The organism is Acinetobacter sp. F16 (assembly GCF_052712855.1).
This window is the reverse complement of sequence record NZ_JBRATK010000006.1, coordinates 129248-150450: the sequence shown is the minus strand read 5'-3', so window position 1 is coordinate 150450 and position 21203 is coordinate 129248. Positions and strand designations below refer to the sequence as shown.

Below are 21203 nucleotides of genomic sequence, written 5' to 3'. Positions count from 1 at the left end.
TCATGATGCAACTTTGACTTTGGTCGGTCGGATGCAGAATGCTAGCTCATCTTGCTCCCTTCCAGTATTTTAATCTCTGTTGCACTTCATATGAGAATCTAAGATTGTATAAAAGATTATTCATTTCATTTTTGAAGATCATGCCTAAAACCTTTGTCCTTGCTCCAGATTCTTTCAAAGAAAGCATAACTGCTGAACAGGCTTGTCAGGCGATGCAACGTGGCATCCAGAAAGTATTTGCAGATGCGCATTTTATTCAGGTGCCCATGGCAGATGGTGGTGAGGGCACAGTCGACGCCTTGGTTTCTTGCTTAAATGGACAGATGATTGATTGTGAAGTCACAGGACCTTTAACCACTCAAAAAGTAAAAACCTATTTTGGCTTAATTGAAGATGGTCATACCGCCGTGATTGAAATGGCAAAAGCCAATGGCATTCATTTGCTCGAACCTTCCCAGCGAAATCCCTTACTGACTACAACTTTCGGTACAGGAGAGATGATTAAAGCGGCACTGGATTTAGGCGTATCTAAAATCATTATGGGTTTGGGCGGAAGTATCACCAATGATGCAGGTGCAGGAATGGCACAGGCATTGGGAGCAAAATTTTTAGATGTACACAATACCGAAGTTGCAATAGGTGGTGGGCAACTTGATCAAATTCAAAGGATTGATATTTCAGGTTTGGATGCACGTTTAAAGCAGGTTGAAATCACGATTGCCAGTGATGTGAATAATCCTTTGACTGGAATCAATGGGGCTTCACATGTATTTGGACCACAAAAAGGTGCAACGCCTGAAATGGTGCAACAGCTTGATCAGAACCTTGTGCATTTTGCAGAACTGGTTTCCAAACAATTAAAGATTGATGTTAAAGACATTGCGGGTGCAGGCGCGGCTGGTGGCTTGGGTTTTGGCTTGATGGTATTTGCAGGTGCAAGTATTCGTTCAGGTGTAGAGCTTGTCATTGAACAGACCCAATTAGCAGAGAAAATTGCCCAAGCCGATTATGTATTTACTGGTGAAGGCGGTATCGACTTTCAAACCAAATTTGGTAAAACTCCTTATGGTGTAGCACAAGTGGCAAAGCGATTGAATAAACCTGTGATTGCCTGTGCAGGCTATATTGGGGAAGGGGTAGAAGAGCTTTATGATGCAGGATTTACCGCAATTTTTGGCATTGTTGATGGGGCGTGTGATTTGCCAACGGCATTAGAAAATGGGGAAAAGAATCTGGAAAGAACTTGTGAGGCTATTGCTCGGATATTAGCCCTAAATTCATAACAATCACGACTAGATTACTCTAGGTAAACTTAAATGTTTTTGCGTAGGTAATGCCTTACTTTTCAAGGATGAAAAGTAACAAAAATCCTATGTTGAACTGATTAAACATCCCTGTTTCACAGTTCAACAGGCGACATCCATGTCACCTTTCTGGATGACAAATATATGGGATTAGATTCAATTTTTAAGCAGACCAATCTCAGATGTATGGTCAGCTCTGCTAAACTATCTCTATCCCCAAGTAGATTAGAGATTATGAGTTTAGCCACCCTGATTGATGAATTAAACCCTCAACAAAAGCAAGCCGCAACCACCGAATCTAAGCACAGTTTGGTACTTGCAGGCGCAGGCTGTGGCAAGACCAAAACCATCGTGGCGCGTGCAGCTTATCTGATTGATCAAGGTGTGCCTGCCAATCAAATCCAGATTCTGACCTTTACCCGACGTTCAGCCAGTGAAATTGTCGCACGTGTGGAACTTGCTTTAGGTGAACAAGCCAAAGGTCTTCGAGCATCGACTTTTCATACCTTCTGTATGTACTTGCTGCGCCGTATTCCCAAAGCATTTGGCTTGGAACAATTCTCAATTATCGACCGTGATGATCAGTTGATGATGTTCCGCCTGATTCGGGGCAAAGATGACAAGAAAAATCCCAATGCCCTGCCAAAGCCGAAAGAGTTATGTGATCTCTATTCTTTTGCTCGGAATACGCGGCAAAAATTAAGTCTGGCTCTAGAAAAGCAAATGCCAGAATTTCTGGAATATAAAGATCAGATCGCTGAAATCATGAAAGAGTACGAAGCCCGAAAACAGGCACGTAGCTTTCTGGATTATGACGATATTTTGGCGGTTGTTGCTTCAGCACTGGCACAATCGGGAGGTTTAGTGGATTACGTTTCATCCATTTGTCAGCATATGCTGGTGGATGAAATGCAGGATACCAATCCCTTGCAATGGGCATTGCTTGAACCGCTGAAAGATAAAACCAATCTGTTCTGTGTAGGTGATGATGCGCAGTCCATTTACGGTTTCCGTGGTGCTGACTTTGAAAATATCCACCATTTTAAAGAGCGTGTGCCCAATGCACAGATTTTTAAACTGGAAAAAAATTATCGTTCTACACAAGAAATTCTGGATTTATCCAACTGGTTGCTCGATCAAAGCCCAATTCAATATGACAAGCATTTAGAGGCTTATCGTGGTGAAGGCGTCAAACCGCGCATGCATATTTTCCCGAATGAATTTGATGAAGCCAAATGGATTGCAATAGACATTAAAGAGCGGCATTTACTGGAAGGTTCGGCATGGCATGAACATATGGTCTTGGTGCGTTCAAGTTTTGCTGCGCGGCATATTGAAGCAGCATTTATTCAGGCCAACGTGCCTTATCGCTTTATTGGCGGCATGAAATTGCTTGAAACTGCACATGTAAAGGACTTGCTCAGTCTGCTGCGTGTGATTGCCAATCCATTGGATGATATTGCCTGGATGCGCTTCCTGACGCTATGGAATGGTGTAGGTGATGTCGGGGCTAGTAAACTGGCTCAACAGTTATTACTTGAGCCTGAGACCGACCGCATTTTTGAAAAGTTGGAAAAATTTGGCCGTATTCCAGACAATACTTTGCTGATCATGAAACAAATGCTGGTGTTGAAAGATCATGTGCAGGCTTGTGTATCGCTCGGTATTGAAGCGCTAAAAGATCAGCTGGAAGAAAATTATGCCAAGAAGGACTGGGCGAAACGCTTGGGTGATTTTGATCTGGTCAAACAATTGGCTGCCAAGCATGATCAACTGAGTGAGTTTCTGGAAGAATACGTGCTCGATCCGGTGTCGATCAGTGAAATTGAACGACAGTCGCAGGATGATGTGGTTACCCTGATCACCATCCATTCTGCCAAAGGCACGGAACAGAAAGTCTGTTATGTAGCGAATGTTTCGGCAGGGCAATATCCACATGCACGTGCGCAGGGTAATTTCGATGAAGTCGAAGAAGAACGCCGTGTATTGTATGTGGCATTAACCCGTGCCAAAAATGAATTGATTTTGACCAAGCAGAATCTGAATTTATGGGCACGCGATCAGGTCGATGATCAGGGCCGCAAGATTGAAAGTTATTTTCTCAATGAATTAACCCGTAATTTGTGCACTACCGAAACCCATTACAAGCAACGCCAGCAAACTGTGAAAAGTGCTTTAATAGAACGACAGTCGATTAATTTAGATTTTGGCATTGATCTCGATTAAACTATAGCAATTGCGTTATTTTGTTTTTTATTGCGAAGTTCAAAAAGTCGAGTAGGCGAGTGCTTTTTGATGATTTTGCCTATTTTAAGGTTGTAAGATGAAAATTTTAGTTCGTAGTTTAGAACGTACAGTAACAGAAGCTGAATTATTGAAGCTATTTCAAGACTTTGGCACAGTTGATTCATGCAAGTTAGTGCTGGATGCGACTACAGGTAAATCGAAAGGTTTTGCCTTTGTTGAAATGCCCCATGGTCGTGAAGCAGTGAAAGCGATTAAAGGTTTAAATACGCTGCGTTTGCATGGACATGGTATTCGTGTAAAACAGGCTGAAGATAAGCCTGAAGAGACCAGTAAAACTGAAAACAAATAATTAAAGGAGCGAAAGCTCCTTTTTTTAGGTAAAAATGAAACGAAAGTTTTCAGGTCCTGTCTATGATTGCCTTCAATAGAATGTGTATTTCTCAGGGTAATTAGGATTTTAGAAGTACAATCCAGAACAGGACTGAAGTTGCTGCAAACTGTAAAATTTATTTAATTGACATAGATCATGCATAATTTTTATTGTGAATTGAGCAAAATAAAGTTTAATCTTAAGTCTGTAACAAACGCCAAAATTTAGGAATATCGCTATGTCCCGTGTTGCTCGTTTCCATGCTGACCGTACCAATCAGAAACTGTATTTTGCACGTCTTTCATGTCAACAAGCTGAGCAAACTGACAATATTCAACAGGCACAGGCATATCGTGAAGCTGCCGTATTCCATTTGCATGGAGCAGTGCTGGCATTTTTACAGGAACTGGTTCGTTACTATCGTTTAAATGACTTTATGCCGACACTCAAGTCGATTGAAGACAATATGGCGGAAAAGGGACAAGTATCTCCTGAAGTCACCGTAATGCAGCAATTATCAAAGCAGGGTTTTATTGCCGAGTTGAAGCGTGCTTATCGCATGTGCCAATATGCACCGGAGCCAAGTGCGCCTGAACCAGAACATGAAACATCATCCAACCTGATTATTAAAGTGACCCAAACACCTCAAGCATGGTTGCCGGATACAAAAATTTTGCGTGAATGGCATCGTGATTTAACCCAGTTGATTGATGGCTTTCGTAACGAGATGGTTGAGTTTTAATCTTTTTTCGGCTCTTGAAGTTTTTGCTATTGGCCTTATATAAATAGTCTACGTAATGCAAAGTGCAACTGCCTTTGCCACCATGTTGAACATGGAGGAACTATGTCTATAGAACAATTGAAAGAATTATTTGGTAATCAAGAAGCTATTTTAGAATTGGTTCAACTTGAAGGTGGTGAGTTGGCATTGCGAAATGCAGGCTCTCAAAAAGAACCCTTGGTTAAAATTCAGTTTAATGATGAAGTGAAGTCATTACTGGGTGATCAAATGCCTGAGATTGCACAACATATGGTGCAAGCTGCTTTGTTTGCCATGATGGAAAAACAGGTCAATGAATGGCAGGCAGAGATTGTAGATGATCAACCTAAGTATTTGAGCTGATCTCATTTAGATAAAAAACGCACTCATGAGTGCGTTTTTTTACCAGACTAGATTAATGTGTAGGATCTTGTTGATGAGCAATCTGGATTTGATTGAGAATATGATTGGTCATATTTTTCGCCATTTCCTCTTTGGCAAAATAGACTTCGCCAATACCATCACGACGGATCACTTCAGCCTCTGCCTTACTTTCTGCACAGACTAAAACCTGAATTTGCGGATTCAGGGTTTTGGCAATATCCACAATTTTATGAATATCTAAAATATCCATGGGTGACAGAACTAAAAGCCGTGCATGTTGAATGTGCGCTTGAATCAGTACACCTGCTTCGGTGGCATGACCCGAAACTGCAGCAATGCCTTTTTGTCGTAAGCTTTCTACAATTTCACGGTTTTCTTCTGCAATCACCACTTTAATATCTTGTGCCATTAATTCTTTGGTAATGCGACGGCCGACTTCACCATGACCGACAATCACCACCTGATCACGTAAATATTCTTGAGAGACTTCATCGGGCAGCATAGAAAGCGGGTCACCACTACGTTCCAGTAAACGCGCCAAATCCGAGCGTTCACGAATCCATTTTTGTACCGGTTCTATAGCAGAGAACACAAATGAATTCATTGTAATTGAAATAAGCGCACCTGCCAGAATCAGGTTTTGGCCTTCTATAGAAAGTAAATTGAGCGAGAGACCCAAGGTTGCCAGAATAAAAGAGAATTCACCAATTTGTGCAAGGCTTGCACCCACGGTTAAGGCGGTATTAATCGGATAGCGGAAGAATAAAACCAAAGCCATCGCTGCAATGGTCTTACCAATCATGATGATGCCAACCACAGCAAGTACATGCAGGGGTTGTTCAATCAAGATGCGAGGATCAAACAGCATGCCGACAGAAACAAAGAATAAAATCGAGAAAATTTCACGTAGCGGTAAGGTTTCTTCTTCTGCACGGTGACTGAAGTCAGATTCTTTGACCACCATCCCGGCGAAGAATGCACCGAGTGCCATGGATACGCCAAAAACTTTATAAGCACCAAAGGCAATTGAAACCGCAGCGGCAACCACGGTTAAAGTAAACAGTTCACGCGAACCCAAGCGTGCGACCAGTTGCATGATCCAGGGAACCAGGCGTTTACCAATAATCAACATAAAGGCAATAAAACCAGCCACTTTAAGCAGAGTTACGCCTAAAGTGAGCCATATGTTTGCATCGGGATTGGAGCCTGCAACAGGTGTACCGCCAAGTAACACTGCCATGGCAGGAAGTAACACCAAGACCAGAACCATGACCAGGTCTTCAACCAATAGCCAGCCTACGGCAATTTTTCCATTTACAGAATTGAGCAAACCGCGGTCGCTTAAGGCTTTAAGTAAAACCACCGTGCTTGCACAAGAAAGACTCAAACCGAACACCAGTGCAGAGCCAAAACTCCAGCCCCAGATCATGGAAACGCCTATTCCCAATAAGGTGGCTACGGCAATTTGTAAAACAGCACCTGGTAAAGCGATTCGACGTACTTGCATCAAATCATTGAGGGAAAAGTGCATCCCGACACCGAACATGAGGAACATGACCCCAAGTTCAGCCAGCTGGTTTGCAAGTTGAATATCTCCGACTACACCAGGGGTGTTCGGGCTAATCAGGATGCCGGCAATGAGATAGCCGATCAGAGGGGGGAGGCGTATACGAGCTGCAATATAGCCAAAAACAAGCGCCAGTCCAAAGCCAACGGCTAATAATATAATGAGATCTACGTCATGAGGCACTAAAAACTCCTTAAGCCTAAGTTAAGGGTAAGATACAAAAGCACAAACGGTGCCAAAAAAGTAGCTAAAGTGTATCAAGCCGGATAAAAAAAATGCAAAAAAAAACGACCCAGAAGGTCGCTTTTTTGAAGAAGCTAAAATTATTTAATTTTAGCTTCTTTGAAAATCACGTGTTGACGGATTTTTGGATCAAATTTTTTGATTTCCATTTTTTCCGGCATAGTACGTTTGTTCTTAGTGGTGGTATAGAAATAACCAGTACCAGCTGAAGAAACTAGACGAATTTTATCACGCATGGTTCGAACTCCTTAGATCTTTTGACCTTGAGCACGTAGGTCAGTAACAACCTTCTCGATACCCAATTTGTCGATAATACGCATACCTTTAGTGGTTAAACGAAGACGTACAAAACGTTTTTCGCTTTCTAACCAGAAACGGTGGTGATGCAGGTTCGGCTCGAACCGGCGTTTGGTTTTGTTATTGGCGTGCGAGACGTTGTTGCCAACGACTGGACGCTTGCCGGTAACTTGGCAAACCTTAGACATGGTGAACTCCATTGCTAGACAGCACCGATTGTGCGGCTAGTCATTAAAAGTAAACGGATGAAATCATTCAAGGGGCGTTTTATATCAAAAATACGCTTAAAAGACAAGCGAATTTAATAAAAACCCGGCATGAACACGTGCAATAGCTCATGCCTTGATCAGTTAGCGAAGAAGGGTCTTCGAAATCAATTTATGAATCGGCTTGTTAAATGGTGGGAGAATGAATTTTAAGCTATACAGCTTAGGATTCGACATCACCGACCGTTCATGAGACAAACTGAAGAAACCTTCTGGACCATGATACTTGCCCATGCCTGAAGCACCTACGCCACCAAATGGTAAATCGTCTTGTGCAACATGGGTCAATACCGTGTTTTGCCCGAAATGCCCTGAATGCGTATGCTGTGCGACATAGTCGGCACGCGCCTGATCAAAGTCGAAATAGTATAAAGCAAGTGGACGCGGACGGCTATTAATAAAGTCAATAACATCGTCAATTTGATCATATTCCATGATTGGCAGGATCGGGCCGAAGATTTCTTCTTTCATAATCCGCATTTCAGTGGTTACGCCGGTCAATAAAGTTGGCGCAATTTTTCGAACTGCAGTTAAGTCTTCATGTTTAGGATTGATTTCGATCATTTTGGCACCCTGATTACGGGCATCTTCCAAATAACCTTGCAGACGATTGTACTGTTTGTCATTAATAATCGAGGTGTAATCCTGATTGTATGCAATATCTGCATACATATCTTCCACACATGCCCTAAAGTGCTCGATGAATTCAGCTGTTTTTCCTTTAGGCAGGAACATATAGTCCGGTGCCACGCAGGTCTGACCTGCATTCCATAGCTTACCTGCAGCAAGCCGCTGCGCCACATCTTTTAAGTCAATGGATGGATGCACCAGAACAGGGGACTTTCCGCCCAATTCTAAGATGACAGGCACCAGGTTTTCTGAGGCCGCTGCCATCACAGTTTTACCAATTTCGGTAGAACCAGTGAAAATAATTTTATCAAAAGCTAAATGGCTAAACGCATCAGAAACAGGACCGCCGCCATTAATCACCGCAACTAGTTCGGTCGAAAAGGCTTCACCCAAGGCTTTTTCAAGCGCACGACCAAAATTGCTCGATGCACTGGAAATTTTGATCATGGCATTGTTGCCGGCAGCAATTGCACAAATCAGTGGACCTACCGACAATAATAAAGGATAGTTCCAAGGGGCAATAATTCCGACCACACCTAACGGCTGGTATTGAACCCAGGCTTTTGCCGGTTGATGAATAATTCCGACATGGCGTTTCGAAGGTTTCATCCATTGGGTCAAATGCTTGCTATAATATTTAATCTGTTCAAGACAGGTGAGCAGTTCACCAATTTTGGTTTCGCCAATAGAACGGTTACCATAGTCTTGATTAATTGCTTCGGCAAATTGATCTTGATATTTAACTAAGATACGCTTTAAACGTGCTAAACGATCAATACGTTCCTTTGCGCTTGGTAAAGGGTGGCGTTGATAGGCATGTTTTTGCTGTTCCAGCACAGTATGTAAGTGCGGAATATCGAAAGAATGTGGTGTCATTGAAGTTGTTTTTATAGGACTATTCATGACCTGCTACCCTTAAATAAAAGCGATTAATTTAATTTTTAGAGTAAAAGCTCTAAATAGTCAAGTTACTTTATGTGTTAGCTAGCTAACCTATTGAATGAATGGTTACTTTAGGATGTCTCACTCCAAAACGGTGAAAACCAAAGAACGTATTTTACAGCTCAGCTTACAGTTATTTAATGAGCGCGGTGAACGTTCAGTTACAACGAATCATATTGCAGCTGAACTGAGTATGAGCCCGGGTAATTTGTATTACCACTTTCGTAATAAAAACGAAATTATCAAGGAATTGATGGAGCAATATCAAAAAGAAACTTTGGAAATGCTTGCATTGCCAGATGATCGCCTGCTCGATGCCAATGATAAGATTCGTTATTTTCAGGTACTGAGCAGTCAGCTTTGGGCTTATCGCTTTTTGCATCGTGATGTTTATCATTTGGTTGAAAATAATGATGATTTTCGCAAAATGTATCCGCGTTTTGCCGGTCAGGTGATGCAGCAGGGGCAGAAAATTTATAAAGCCTTTGTCAATGCCGGGTTGATGCAAATGACGGACTCGGAAATTGAGGCCCTGATTATCAACTTGTGGATTGTTTTGACCAACTGGACCAACTTCTTATATATGTCGGGTCATATTACCGACTCAAATACTTTAGAAGAGAAGTGGGTCTGGCAGGCATTGCGACAAATGGTGTTCCTGGAAGGGGCGTATTTGCGTGGTGAAAGCCGTCAAACTTATGAACATTTGCTTGAAACCTTGGGGCCTTCAGAACTATTTGAGAGTCTATCTTCAAGTAAAAATCATGATGCGACATAGCCTATTTAGAAAGCCTTAAAAAAGCGTTAGAATGCTCGGCTTGTTTTTCAATTTAACTGATTAGTGATATAAACCAACATGAATATGACCACTGCTAACACAGCACGTTTACTGATTACTTGCGAGGATAAACCAGGAATCGTGCAAGCTGTATCGAGCTTTTTGTATCATCAGGGAGCAAATATTACCGCACTTGATCAATACGCGACTGAAGCTCAGGGCGGGCGTTATTTCATGCGTGTTGAGTTTGAACTGGATAACTTGCAAAGCCGTAAAGAAAGTTTGACCCAAACTTTTGCGAGCAATGTGGCAGAGCGCTATAACATGCATTGGCGTTTGGCCCTTGTTAGCGACATCAAAAAAGTTGGCATTTTGGTTTCTAAAGTCGATCATGCCTTGCTTGAGTTGTTGTGGCGTCATGCACGTGGTGGTTTGCCATGCGAAATCACAACCGTGGTGTCTAACCATGAAGATTTGCGCGAATCAGTTGAAAACTTCGGTATTCCTTTTGTTGTGGTTCCGGTCAATAAAGACAACAAGGCAGAAGCCTACGCAAAAATTGATGAAATCATGCAAGGGAATGATTTACTGATTCTTGCACGTTATATGCAAATTCTAAGCGAAGAATTTGTGTCTAAATGGACCATGAAAGTGATTAATATTCACCATTCATTCCTGCCTGCCTTTGTGGGTGCAAACCCTTATAAGCAAGCGTATGAAAAAGGGGTGAAGCTGATTGGTGCAACCGCGCATTATGTGACTGCTGATCTGGATCAGGGGCCGATTATCGAGCAAGATGTAGAACGGGTAAATCATGATTTTACCGTCGATCAGTTGCGTGAACTTGGACAAGACGTCGAACGAAATGTGCTGGCGCGTGCAGTGAAATGGCATCTTGAAGATCGTATTATTGTGGATGGCAACAAGACAGTTGTTTTTCAATAATAATTGTTAGAATGATCCATTCAAAAGGCGTGCTTTAGGCATGCCTTTTTCGTTTTTGATTCAAAAAACTCATCAAAACTCCTGAATTAATAGTTGCAAATGAAAACACTTCTCATTTATTATTACGGTGCTTTAAATGTACTAACCGATGAGCTTGATTGCTTAAATCTGTATTGATCTACAATCGCTTTAATTAGGTAACCGATTTTAATGAGTCAATCTCCCGCTCTAAATATGCAAACTCCCAACCCGATGAAAAAGAAAATTATCACAGCGCTGATCGCCGTTGTGGTCGGTCACATGGGCGTGTTGTGGGCGGTGGGACAAATGAAGACTCCTGAACTCAAACCCGTTGAAAAAGAGCCTTTAAAAGTTCGTTTTGTTAAAATTCAAGAACCGCCAAAGCCTTTACCACCGAAGCCGAAAGCTGAACCGAAAAAAGAAAAGCCCAAGCCTAAGGAAGTGAAAGAAGTTAAAATTGTAGAAAAACAACTTCCACCACCTCCGAAAAAGGTAGAGAAGGTTCAACAAGTTAAAAAAGTAGAAGCACCAAAACCAGTGGTGAAGCCGGTTGAAGCACCACCTAAACCCACTGTCACGACAACGATTTCTGAAACTAGAGTGGTTAAACCTGTACCGGTCGCGAGACCTGCGCCGGTTGCGCCACCAGCACCTGTTACTCCACCGGCACCCGCTGCTCCGCCATCTCCAAAAAGTGTATCGATTGGTGGCTCGGGCGTGCAATGGAGTCGTTCGCCAAAACCTTCTTATAACAATAGCGATTTAGAAGGCCAAACCCGTACTGTGGTGATACATATTGAAGCGAATGAAAAAGGGGTGATTACCTCAGCGCGTATTTCGCGTTCGAGTGGTGTGCCTGCTTTAGATGACAAGATTTTACGCTCAGTGCGTAGTTCCAAATTCAAACCGTACAAAGAAAATGGCGTGGCTTATCCAATTAGTGCTGACCAACCATTTGAATTGACATTGAATCCACACGGCTAACATTTTTTAGGAGTTCGAGTATGAACTTTTCAGTTTATTGGCAACACGCCGATGCAGTGAGTAAGACACTGTATTTCGTGTTATTGGCAATGTCGATTACGACATGGACCATCTTCGTTTTACGTTTAATGGGGACTCGCCAACTGAAGCAACAAGCTTATGCTCAACTTTCTCAAGCTTTAAGCAAGTTAAAGGCAAAATTTTCACCTTTAAATTTCGAGCAACGCAAAGCAGTGGCAGAACAAGCTCTATTGCGTCAAATTTCTGCTGAAAAAGCCAATGCTGAAAAAGGTGTTGCAGTTTTAGGTACGATTGCTTCACTTGCACCGTTTGTGGGTTTGTTCGGTACAGTTTGGGGTATTTTCCATGCCTTGGTTGCAGTAGGCAAGAGCGGTCAAGCCGGTTTGGCACAAGTGGCAACTCCTGTGGGGGAAGCCTTGATTATGACCGGTTTAGGTTTGGCGGTGGCTATTCCTGCGGTACTGGCTTATAACATTTGTACCCGTGTTAATCGTGGTTTGGCGCATGAGCTACAAGACCAGGCGCACAGTTTGTTGATTGATACCATGTTGCAACAAGACAGCTCGGCTCAAGCAGCCGAAGCTAAAGCAACATCGAATAATTTGGTTGGAGGTCAAGCTTAATGGGCTTTCAATTGGGCGAAGACAACGATGTAGGCATGAATGAGATGAATCTCATTCCGCTGATCGATATTATGTTGGTATTGATGATCATCTTTTTGGTGACAGCAACCGTTGCTAACCCATCAATTCCATTAACCTTACCAAAAACCACGGCAGATATTATTGATTTGCCACCTGAAAGTGTGACCATCAGTATTAATGCGGATGGAGATGTTGCCTGGAATGGCGATGTGCTCACTCTTGATGAGCTACAGACAAAATTCAAACAAGCGGGTCAGGAACAGCGTCAGCCGACCATTGTTCTGAAAGCCGATAAAGAATCACGTTATGACACTGTTGCACAAGTGATGTCACGTGCGAGCGAAGCCGGGCTCAGCGACATTGCTTTTGCCAGTGATAACTAATCAAAAATATAAAAAAAGCGACCGAGACGGTCGCTTTTTTATGTCTGAAATTCGCTGAAAATTATTTTTATTCAGCTTTAAGCAAGTCCTGAAACTTGCTGCGTAATTTCATCAGTTTCGGTGGAATAGAAAAATTACAGTAGCCTTGAGATGGATTTCGGGCAAAGAAATTTTGATGATATTCTTCTGCAGGGTAGAACTTGGGTGCAGGGCTGAGCTCAGTCACAATATTCAGGCCTTCTGCCTTCAAATGCTCAATGGCTTGCTCTGCCTGCTGTTGTTGCTGATCATTCAAATAATAAATCACAGAACGATATTGAGTGCCGATGTCGTTACCTTGACGGTTTAATGTGGTTGGATCATGGGTGGTAAAAAACACATCCAAAAGCTGGGTAAAGCTAATTTGCGTTTCATCATAATCAATCAAAATGACTTCTGCGTGGTTGGTATCACCACGACAAATATCATCATAACTTGGATTGTCGGTGTGACCGCCGGCATAACCACTGACCACTTTTTCTACGCCTTTCAGCTGTAAAAATATGGCTTCAACACACCAAAAACATCCACCACCAAATAATGCCTGTTGCATGGTTTTATCCTGTATTTATCTATTGTTTTTAATATAGGGGCTTTTTATGAAGCTACAATGTATTTATTTATGCATTTTAAATACAAAAGCCTGAGGTTTCAGGCTCTTTATCTGCACGCTTTAACGTGGTTGAACCGGACTGCTGAATTGGATCAGGAGGTTGCCATGACGATCAAGCAGCTTGAGTGTTTTACCAAAGACTTGATAATTTGCCACTTTGGTCAGTGCTTCATTAAATTGTTGCGATACATTATTGCCATCTAGACAGGCCATCTTGGTGCCTGCCATTTGGCCAAGAACCAAAGTATCTCGTCCAGCTTCATAGCTTCCCATAATACGGTTACAGCCATCGGCACCACTGACGCGTTTGGTTGCAGCATCAAACTGTAAGCTTGGAATATTATGCGCAGTTGGGGCGGTTTTTATTTCAGTATTACCAATCTGTGTTGCAATCCAGGTACGGTTTTGCAACTGAACTAAATTTGCAGTTTCAATCGTAGCAGATGCGTTAGGTATCGTTTCACAACCGCTAAAAGCAACAGCTGCACCCATTATGCCAACAGCAAATAATTTTTTTAACATATTGGAATTCTCATTCTTGATTTAACCTAGGTTGTATATAAACAAAAAAACAGTCAATTCACTAGAGTTAAATCTATGTTTTATATATTTTTAAATTTTAAATTATGGAGATTTTTGCAGTATTGGTTTAGGTATGCCTTGACGAATCAGGGTTGAATATTCAGTACTGCTGATATTGTTTAATTCACTGACACGCGGGTTTATATAGGCAACGTCATACCACTGTTGTATGGTTAAATCGTGTGAAATGGCATTCAGGTCATACAGATAATTGGGTAAATACCCTGAAGCCAGCAGGCGGTAATCGGTGGGTAAATGTCTTTTAGATATTGCTTGCACCATATCAAATACCAGCGTGGTGCAGTTACTGGTCAGGCTGTTATACCATTTTGGCTGATGCCTGAATTCATTGGCTTTACCCAGATATTCTTTAAACAAGGCGCGTCTTTCGGTTTTCGACATATTGACCGGAAAAAAATAGACATGTTCACCACGCACATTGCTGCGGGTATAAATCAGATCCTTCTCATCTGCTGCGATCAGGCTGAGTTCATATTTTCTAAAAAAACCGCCATAAGTTGAAAATTCTTCATTTTTTTCTTTGCGAATTTCAATCGAGAAAGTCAGGGGTTTACTGTTGGCAAAGTCAAAGCTGACCAAGGTATGGGCAATCTGTGGTCCCATCCAGTAGGAGGTAATAATATTCACACCGGTAATTTGGTTTAAATCAAAATCACGCGTTTCCCAACGTTCATCATAACTGCCATCTGCATGCCAGTTAAAATTACGCACATTGTGTAATCTGATCTTGTCGCCATCTTGTTCGTAAGACAATACCTGGGCCACTTCCGGATTCCAGTCGCGATCTTGCCTGGCTTCCAGACCAAAATACCAAAATAAGCCGAGCAGAAAACCCAGCATATAAATCAGTACATCGGTGTGGCGGTTAAAGAAATGTTGGGTGATGTAAATGCCGAGAATGCTTAAAGCAAAGACAATCCAGATACCGATGAGCAGGCGTGTGACTAACCAGCCAAAAGGTTCCTGAAACCATAAGGCAAGACACAGCCAAATCGAGGACAAAATAACGAAAAGGCTGAACACAGAATGCAGTAAAGCCATGCCCAGCGCAGCGAAAAATTCCCTTTTCCCAATATTATGCATATTTGACTGTTATAAATAATTATTGCCTTTATTTTCGGTAAGTTGCGAACTCGAAAGCAATCCCAGTTTTGTCGTCAATATGTTGTTCAGACGCGACCTTTTTAAATTCAGCCGGAATTTCCGGATAATAGGCATCGCCTTGAACATCAAGCTCGACATGGGTCAATTCCAAACGGTCGGCAATATTCATGGTCTGCTTAAAGATTTCTCCGCCGCCAATCACAAAGATCGCATCTGGTTTTTCTGAAGCTTTGACATCGGCAACGGCTTGGGTCAAGGCATCTTCAATAGAGTGGGCCACTTTCGTCCCTTCAAATGACCAATTTGTGTCACGGGTAATCACCCAATTGACACGTTTCGGCAAGGTGCGTCCCATAGACTCTAAAGTCTTGCGGCCCATGACCACGACACCCCCTTGGGTAATTTCTTTAAAGTGCTTGAGGTCAGCAGAAATGTGCCAAGGCAAGTCATTATTTTTGCCAATGCAGCGTTGCTGATCCATGGCCACAACATGGACAATTTCTAAATTTTGGAAGGTCATTTATTTAATCCTTGTGAATAATCCCAAAATCCTTTCTACAATTTCCCGCTTTATTAAAGGAGGGACGAGGGATTTTATAGGTTTGATTTCTAATTCCTTTTCCCGTGGGGAGAAGTTAGGATGAGGGTATTGATTTACCTCTCCCTAACCCTTTCCTCTTGAGAGAGGAACTCTAAAAAGGAAAATTAAACCGCAACAGGAGCTTTGATTCCTGGATGGAATTCATAACCGACAATTTCGATATCTTCAAATTTAAACTCGAAGATGTCTTTAATTTCAGGATTCAATTTTAATTGGCAAAGCGGCAACGGTTCACGGCTGAGTTGCAATTTTGCCTGTTCAAAATGATTGACATATAAATGGGTATCGCCACCTGTCCAGACAAAGTCACCTACACCTAAACCACAGACTTGCGCAATCATATGGGTGAGTAGGGCATAGCTGGCAATGTTAAATGGAACGCCCAGGAACACGTCTGCACTGCGTTGATACAATTGGCAAGATAGTTTGCCATTCTGTACAAAGAACTGAAACAGGGTGTGGCAAGGTGGAAGGGCAACATTTCCCGCTTCATTTGGGTTCCAGCCTGACACGATTAAACGGCGTGAATTGGGATTGATTTTAATTTCATTGATCAGCCATTGAATCTGGTCAAAACCATCCTGCTCATATAAGCCATTTTCTTTTTTGGTTGCACCAAAGTTACGCCATTGATGACCATAGACTGGACCCAATTCGCCTTCAGGACGACCAAAACGTGCAGTCTGTTCTGCAGTTGACCATTCATCCCAAATTGAAACTTTATTATCTTGCAGATATTTGACGTTGGTATCACCTTTTAGAAACCATAACAGTTCAATCACGATCGAGCGGAAATGAACTTTTTTGGTGGTGAGTAAAGGGAAACCTTTGGAAAGATCAAAGCGCATTTGGTGACCGAACACTGAACGCGTCCCTGTACCGGTACGGTCGCCTTTGTCGCCACCGTTGTCGAGGATATGTTGTAAAAGGTCTAAATACTGACGCATGTCTCTCTCATTAGAATCTGGTTCATGTCTTCTCTCATTAGAATCTGTTTGCTAACTCTAATTTTAGAATCTGTTGGCTAACTCTACATATTAGCCTTTTTTTACATAAAACTGTATCTCCTCAAATCTGAGGAAATTAAAAATATAAAAAATTCTATATGTCGGTTGCTATTCAATATTCAAAATATATGGGTGAGCTTAAATTGAAGGAAGTTTATTGAGAACGAATTGCAGAGTATGAGAAATTTGCTCGATTTCAATTTCTCAGGTTCAAGATGACTCAGTCATGATGAAGGTTGGAACAGAGAATTGCAGCTTTGCGTTTATCTATTGAGCAGCAATTAAATGTATCTACTCTCTGTATTTATAAAAGTTAACAAAAAATAATCATTTAACTCAATTTCTAGGTGCATGTTTATATTTAATTACATTTATTACATGAAAAATCACATATTCCGGGGTACTATCTTCGCCGTCGAAATGAGTGAAAGGCCCGTAGTTTAAGGGTTGGGAGTAGTGGTAAAGAATGGCTTATGATTATAATGTAAACATGAATGAGATGTATGCTCCCGTTCAGACCAACATCGTAATTCGTTCCAAATCTGGTAAAAATTCTAAAAAAAATACAGAGTCCAAGTCTGTTCAAACCAGCCAAAAAAAGAATATTATTGCAAGCAATGGACAGCGAATTGATATTAATAAATTCACCAATTTCTTGCAGGGTATTAGCTCATATCGTAGTTCACAAAAGTGTGCCAAAAGTATCCGGCTTGCCTTGGAGTCAGCAGGTGCACGGTTTCAAAGTCATCCTGTTGCTGCGGCAGACTGGGGCAATACTTTGACGAAAATTGGTTATCGACAAATTAACCCTAAATTCGATTCACCTAAAGAAGGTGATATTTATATTATTGATCGCACCGGCAAACATGTGTATGGACATATTGCAGGATTTAATGGCCAGCAATGGGTGTCTGACTTTAAGCAAAAAAGTTATGACGTTTATAATGAAAAAGGCCTGACCTATAAATATTATCGCCCAAGTTTCTAAATTTTTATAAATCCAAATAAGCTAAATAAAAAAGCCTCCGTAGAGGCTTTTTTTTATTGTTCAGATTAAGGTAGTTGTTTGATTGGGCTACCACCCAAAGACTGCATCAGGGTCACATAAGCATTGTATTGGCTTTGCTTGGTCTGAATTAAAGACAGACGCGCATTACGCGTGGTTTCTTGTGCATCTAACAGGTTTTTAAGTGCAATTGCACCATTGCGGTAACGCACTTCAGTTAAACGCTCAGTTTTCTCGGCAAGTTGTACATTACGTTCTTGCAAAGCCACCTGCTTGTTTAATTCGGTACGGGCCGATAGCGCATTTTCCACATCGGCAAAAGCCTGATACAAGGTTTGACGGTACTGAATAATCGATTTTTCATAATCCAGATCACTGATTGCCAAATCTTTCTTCATATCGTTATATTGCAGGAACGGTAAGCTCAGACTCGCCCCCAAAGTTAAAGCTGGGTTCTGCAACAGATTGGTTAACGAGGTGCTGGAAGAACCCAAATTTCCGGTCAAGTTAATCGAAGGATAGTAACCGGCTTTAGTGGCATCTTTGTTGGCCAAAGCCTTACGTAAACGTAATTCTGAAGCCTGTAAATCTGGACGACGTGACAGTAAGTCTGCCGGCAAGCCTGCTGCAATGGTCGGCAAGGCAATGCGTGGCAAACGAGCAGGTTCCTGAATATTCAGTTGCTGTACCGGCTGATGCATTAACACAGCCAGTGCTGTGCGCGTTTCAACCTTCTGCTGTTCAATCTGACTTAAAGTCGCTCTTTGGCTTTGCACCGACTGTTCAGCTGAAGTTAAGTCCAGACCAGAAACTGCTCCGGCACGGTACTGTGTGCGTACCAGTTCATAAATCTTTTGCGTACTGGTGAGGTTTTGCTGTGCAACTGTCAAACGCTCATTCAGATAACCCAACTGCCAATATAAATTTGCAGTCGTCGCTACCAAGCTTTGTGCAGTGGCTTGCAAGTCCTGTTCAGTCGCTAAAGCTTCCCAACGAGATGCTTCAGTTTGGCGCGCCAGTTTTCCGAATAAATCCAGTTCATAACTCACGCCACCACTTAAGGATAAGCCGCGTGAGGAATCATCGCCTGAATTTAAGTCAATGCTATGCCCAGCCGATACGCTTGAGCTGACCCGTGGGCCTTGCTGGTTTGCAGCTAAACCGGCCTGTAAACGTGCTTGCTGCAAGTTAATACCGGCAACTGCCAAATCGGTATTGCTGGCTAAAACTTGACTGACCAATTGATTTAGCTGCGCATCGCCAAACAAGGTCCACCATTGGTCTGCATAGACATCGGCATGTACTTGCTGACTTATGGCTTTGCTGTTCTGGAAGTCGTTAGGAATATTCACGGCAGGTTGCTCATACGGCGTTTTCACCACCGCAGCACAACCGACCAGCGATCCAGTTAAAATAAGGGCAGTGGCAAGTTTGGTAAAATTCATTTGCATTCTAAGTATCCTTATTCGCGAGAAAGTGCATCAACAGGATTGAGCTGTGCTGCATTACGGGCAGGGATAAAGCCGAAGATAATCCCGATCATGCTGGAACAGACAAAGGCTGCAATAATTGAGGTGGTTGAATAGGCCATCTGGAAAGTACCGCCAGCAAAATGGCCAATTAGCTGTCCAATGCCTAAAGATAGAAGTACCCCTAAGACACCGCCTAAAATACATACCAGTACCGCTTCAATCAGGAATTGCTGCAAGATGTCACTTTGACGTGCACCCACGGCCATACGTACCCCAATTTCCTGAGTCCGTTCAGTCACCGAAACCAGCATGATGTTCATCACCCCAATACCACCAACAATCAGTGAAATTACCGCAATGGCAGAAACCAGCAAGGTCATGGTTTGTGTAGTTTGCTGAATGGTTTCACGAATACTGTCCGAGTTTTGAGTAAAGACATCTTGTGCCCCATGGCGCTGAACCAGCAAGTTCAGAATCGCGTTTTCAGCGGCAGCACTCGGATATTCATCTTTGACACGGACAATGATGTTACGCACATTGGATTGACCCAACATACGACTCATGACGGTCGAGTAGGGCAGGTAAACATTCAGACTATCCGAGTTACCCATCATCGATTTTTGCGCTTCAATCACACCAATAATACGGCTTGGCAAGCTGCCTAAAAGAATGACCTGACCGACAGGATTGGTACCATCACTAAAGAAGGTGTTCTTGGTATTGTTATCAATGACCACATCTTGGACACGTTCATTCACACCTTCTTTATCAAAAGGCTGCCCCGATTCGAAGGTCATGCCTTTAACATAGAAGAAGTCTTCACTCACGCCATTGACCGTGGTAGACGCTTCAGTATCTTTAAAGCGTGCAGTTACGCTACTGGTAACCGAAGGCGTCACTCCATCGACATACGGCTGTTCGGCCAAAGCTTCAGCATCGGCGGGAACCAGGGTTTTGACTTGAGCCGTTTTGGAATTGTCACCAAAGCCACGACCTTGGGACACAGTAATGGTGTTGGTACCAAGACTGCTGATATTTTCCAGAATCTGCTTTTGTGAACCATTGCCGAGCGCAACCACCGAAACTACCGATGCAATACCAATAATGATCCCGAGCATGGTCAGGAAGGTCCGCATGCGGTGTGCATTCATGGCTAGGATGGCCATACGGAATGCTTCACCCAGTCGGTCGGCAGCAGAGCGCCAAGACGGGGTTTTCTTCTGTGGGGTACGGTCGAGTTGCCGTTTTTCCAGCACTTCACCATCCGTTTCAGGCACATTGGCCCGATCCGAAATAATATTCCCGTCACTAATTTCAATAATGCGCGAGGCATTTTTCGCTACATTATGATCGTGCGTGACTAAAATAATGGTGTGACCTTTGGCATTCAGTTCACGTAAAATACGCATCACTTCAATACCACTGTTTTTATCCAATGCACCGGTCGGCTCATCGGCCAGAATCACATCGCCACCGTTCATCAGGGCACGTGCAATCGACACACGTTGTTGCTGACCACCAGAAAGCTGGCTAGGGCGGTTTTGGGTTTTTTCAGCTAGACCTAAGTCCGTGAGCAGTTGGGTTGAACGTTCCTGACGTGCAGATGCATCAACTCCTGCATAAATCGCTGGAACTTCGACGTTGCCTGCAGCAGTTAAATCACCCAGTAAATGATAGCGCTGGAAAATAAAACCGAAATATTCACGGCGCAGTTGCGCCAGTTCATCTGCTTCAAGTTTCCGGGTTTCGCGTCCTTTAACCTGATAGCTACCAGCAGTCGGTTGATCTAAACAACCGAGGATGTTCATGAGGGTTGATTTACCTGAACCTGATTGGCCAACAATCGCCACCAGTTCTCCAGGGTAAATCTCTAAATTAATGCCCTTCAGAATCTGAATGGTGTTTTCCCCAGCGGGGAATTCACGAGTCAGATCTGTGACCTTGAGCAAAGGTTGTTGATCTTGACTCATCA

The 21203-nt window shown here is 42.7% G+C and carries 22 protein-coding genes; 11 read left to right on the top strand and 11 right to left on the bottom strand.

The genetic code is table 11. From position 1 onward, the window contains the following. The first annotated feature begins 140 nt into the window (after positions 1 to 140). From ACU0NF_RS05680 to ACU0NF_RS05660, 5 genes are all read left to right on the top strand, one after another. Positions 141 to 1283 carry a glycerate kinase family protein gene (locus ACU0NF_RS05680; RefSeq protein WP_445660426.1) on the top strand — a complete coding sequence of 381 codons (1143 nt, stop codon included), beginning with the start codon at positions 141 to 143 and terminating at the stop codon, positions 1281 to 1283. Between the two features lie 255 nt (positions 1284 to 1538). Next, the gene (locus tag ACU0NF_RS05675) at positions 1539 to 3530 is read left to right on the top strand and encodes an ATP-dependent helicase (protein WP_445660425.1); all 1992 of its coding nucleotides are present in this window, start codon (positions 1539 to 1541) and stop codon (positions 3528 to 3530) included. 97 nt (positions 3531 to 3627) lie between these two features. Beyond that, positions 3628 to 3900, top strand: a complete 273-nt coding sequence (locus ACU0NF_RS05670; protein WP_445660424.1) for an RNA recognition motif domain-containing protein — start codon at positions 3628 to 3630, stop codon at positions 3898 to 3900. Positions 3901 to 4159: 259 nt separating this feature from the next. Then, complete coding sequence (locus tag ACU0NF_RS05665) at positions 4160 to 4663, top strand: DUF6586 family protein (RefSeq protein WP_445660423.1); 504 nt, start codon at positions 4160 to 4162, stop codon at positions 4661 to 4663. A 102-nt stretch (positions 4664 to 4765) separates the two neighbouring features. Continuing rightward, entirely contained in the window at positions 4766 to 5044 is a 279-nt protein-coding gene (locus ACU0NF_RS05660) for a hypothetical protein (RefSeq protein ID WP_067722074.1), read from the top strand. Positions 5045 to 5096: 52 nt separating this feature from the next. Here the strand turns inward: ACU0NF_RS05660 and ACU0NF_RS05655 are convergent, their stop codons facing one another. The 4 genes from ACU0NF_RS05655 to ACU0NF_RS05640 all read right to left on the bottom strand — a co-directional run bounded on the left by ACU0NF_RS05655 (position 5097) and on the right by ACU0NF_RS05640 (position 8971). Continuing rightward, the gene (locus ACU0NF_RS05655) at positions 5097 to 6815 is read right to left on the bottom strand and encodes a cation:proton antiporter (protein ID WP_445660422.1); all 1719 of its coding nucleotides are present in this window, start codon (positions 6813 to 6815) and stop codon (positions 5097 to 5099) included. A gap of 140 nt (positions 6816 to 6955) precedes the next feature. Further along, positions 6956 to 7111 carry a 50S ribosomal protein L33 gene (rpmG, locus tag ACU0NF_RS05650; protein WP_001205031.1) on the bottom strand — a complete coding sequence of 52 codons (156 nt, stop codon included), beginning with the start codon at positions 7109 to 7111 and terminating at the stop codon, positions 6956 to 6958. A 12-nt stretch (positions 7112 to 7123) separates the two neighbouring features. After that, complete coding sequence (gene rpmB, locus ACU0NF_RS05645) at positions 7124 to 7360, bottom strand: 50S ribosomal protein L28 (protein WP_010325866.1); 237 nt, start codon at positions 7358 to 7360, stop codon at positions 7124 to 7126. Positions 7361 to 7522: 162 nt separating this feature from the next. Next, positions 7523 to 8971 carry a coniferyl aldehyde dehydrogenase gene (locus ACU0NF_RS05640; protein WP_131385800.1) on the bottom strand — a complete coding sequence of 483 codons (1449 nt, stop codon included), beginning with the start codon at positions 8969 to 8971 and terminating at the stop codon, positions 7523 to 7525. Positions 8972 to 9086: 115 nt separating this feature from the next. Here ACU0NF_RS05640 and ACU0NF_RS05635 point away from each other — a divergent pair, with 115 nt between their 5' ends. From ACU0NF_RS05635 to ACU0NF_RS05615, 5 genes are all read left to right on the top strand, one after another. Further along, positions 9087 to 9788: a TetR/AcrR family transcriptional regulator gene (locus ACU0NF_RS05635; RefSeq protein WP_131216260.1), complete on the top strand. Its 702-nt coding sequence runs from the start codon at positions 9087 to 9089 to the stop codon at positions 9786 to 9788. Positions 9789 to 9866: 78 nt separating this feature from the next. Next, the gene (gene purU / locus ACU0NF_RS05630) at positions 9867 to 10733 is read left to right on the top strand and encodes a formyltetrahydrofolate deformylase (RefSeq protein ID WP_131385798.1); all 867 of its coding nucleotides are present in this window, start codon (positions 9867 to 9869) and stop codon (positions 10731 to 10733) included. A gap of 210 nt (positions 10734 to 10943) precedes the next feature. Then, entirely contained in the window at positions 10944 to 11738 is a 795-nt protein-coding gene (locus ACU0NF_RS05625) for a TonB family protein (RefSeq protein WP_445660421.1), read from the top strand. Positions 11739 to 11758: 20 nt separating this feature from the next. Then, on the top strand, positions 11759 to 12382 hold the full coding sequence (locus ACU0NF_RS05620; RefSeq protein ID WP_445660420.1) for a MotA/TolQ/ExbB proton channel family protein: 624 nt from the start codon (positions 11759 to 11761) through the stop codon (positions 12380 to 12382). Further along, positions 12382 to 12786 (top strand): ExbD/TolR family protein, encoded by a 405-nt coding sequence (locus ACU0NF_RS05615; protein WP_445660419.1) that lies wholly within the window; start codon positions 12382 to 12384, stop codon positions 12784 to 12786. Before ACU0NF_RS05620 ends, ACU0NF_RS05615 begins: the two co-directional genes overlap by 1 nt. A gap of 67 nt (positions 12787 to 12853) precedes the next feature. On the opposite strand, the gene msrA is transcribed toward ACU0NF_RS05615, so the two are convergent. From msrA to thyA, 5 genes are all read right to left on the bottom strand, one after another. Then, positions 12854 to 13378 carry a peptide-methionine (S)-S-oxide reductase MsrA gene (msrA, locus tag ACU0NF_RS05610; RefSeq protein ID WP_445660418.1) on the bottom strand — a complete coding sequence of 175 codons (525 nt, stop codon included), beginning with the start codon at positions 13376 to 13378 and terminating at the stop codon, positions 12854 to 12856. 120 nt (positions 13379 to 13498) lie between these two features. Then, complete coding sequence (locus tag ACU0NF_RS05605; protein ID WP_445660417.1) at positions 13499 to 13960, bottom strand: META domain-containing protein; 462 nt, start codon at positions 13958 to 13960, stop codon at positions 13499 to 13501. Between the two features lie 102 nt (positions 13961 to 14062). Next, positions 14063 to 15124: an Lnb N-terminal periplasmic domain-containing protein gene (locus ACU0NF_RS05600; RefSeq protein WP_445660416.1), complete on the bottom strand. Its 1062-nt coding sequence runs from the start codon at positions 15122 to 15124 to the stop codon at positions 14063 to 14065. A gap of 28 nt (positions 15125 to 15152) precedes the next feature. Next, a complete protein-coding gene (locus tag ACU0NF_RS05595; RefSeq protein WP_370982770.1) occupies positions 15153 to 15665 on the bottom strand; it encodes a dihydrofolate reductase in 513 nt (170 codons plus the stop codon). A 185-nt stretch (positions 15666 to 15850) separates the two neighbouring features. Next, entirely contained in the window at positions 15851 to 16693 is an 843-nt protein-coding gene (thyA, locus tag ACU0NF_RS05590; protein ID WP_445660415.1) for a thymidylate synthase, read from the bottom strand. Positions 16694 to 17219: 526 nt separating this feature from the next. On the opposite strand from thyA, the gene ACU0NF_RS05585 reads away from it, so the two are divergent. Further along, on the top strand, positions 17220 to 17741 hold the full coding sequence (locus tag ACU0NF_RS05585) for a CHAP domain-containing protein (protein ID WP_131315990.1): 522 nt from the start codon (positions 17220 to 17222) through the stop codon (positions 17739 to 17741). Positions 17742 to 17806: 65 nt separating this feature from the next. Here ACU0NF_RS05585 and ACU0NF_RS05580 read toward each other — a convergent pair whose 3' ends face one another. Both ACU0NF_RS05580 and ACU0NF_RS05575 read right to left on the bottom strand, forming a co-directional pair. Continuing rightward, positions 17807 to 19210, bottom strand: a complete 1404-nt coding sequence (locus tag ACU0NF_RS05580; protein ID WP_445660414.1) for an efflux transporter outer membrane subunit — start codon at positions 19208 to 19210, stop codon at positions 17807 to 17809. Positions 19211 to 19221: 11 nt separating this feature from the next. Further along, entirely contained in the window at positions 19222 to 21201 is a 1980-nt protein-coding gene (locus tag ACU0NF_RS05575; protein WP_445660413.1) for a MacB family efflux pump subunit, read from the bottom strand. Between the last annotated feature and the right edge of the window lie 2 nt (positions 21202 to 21203).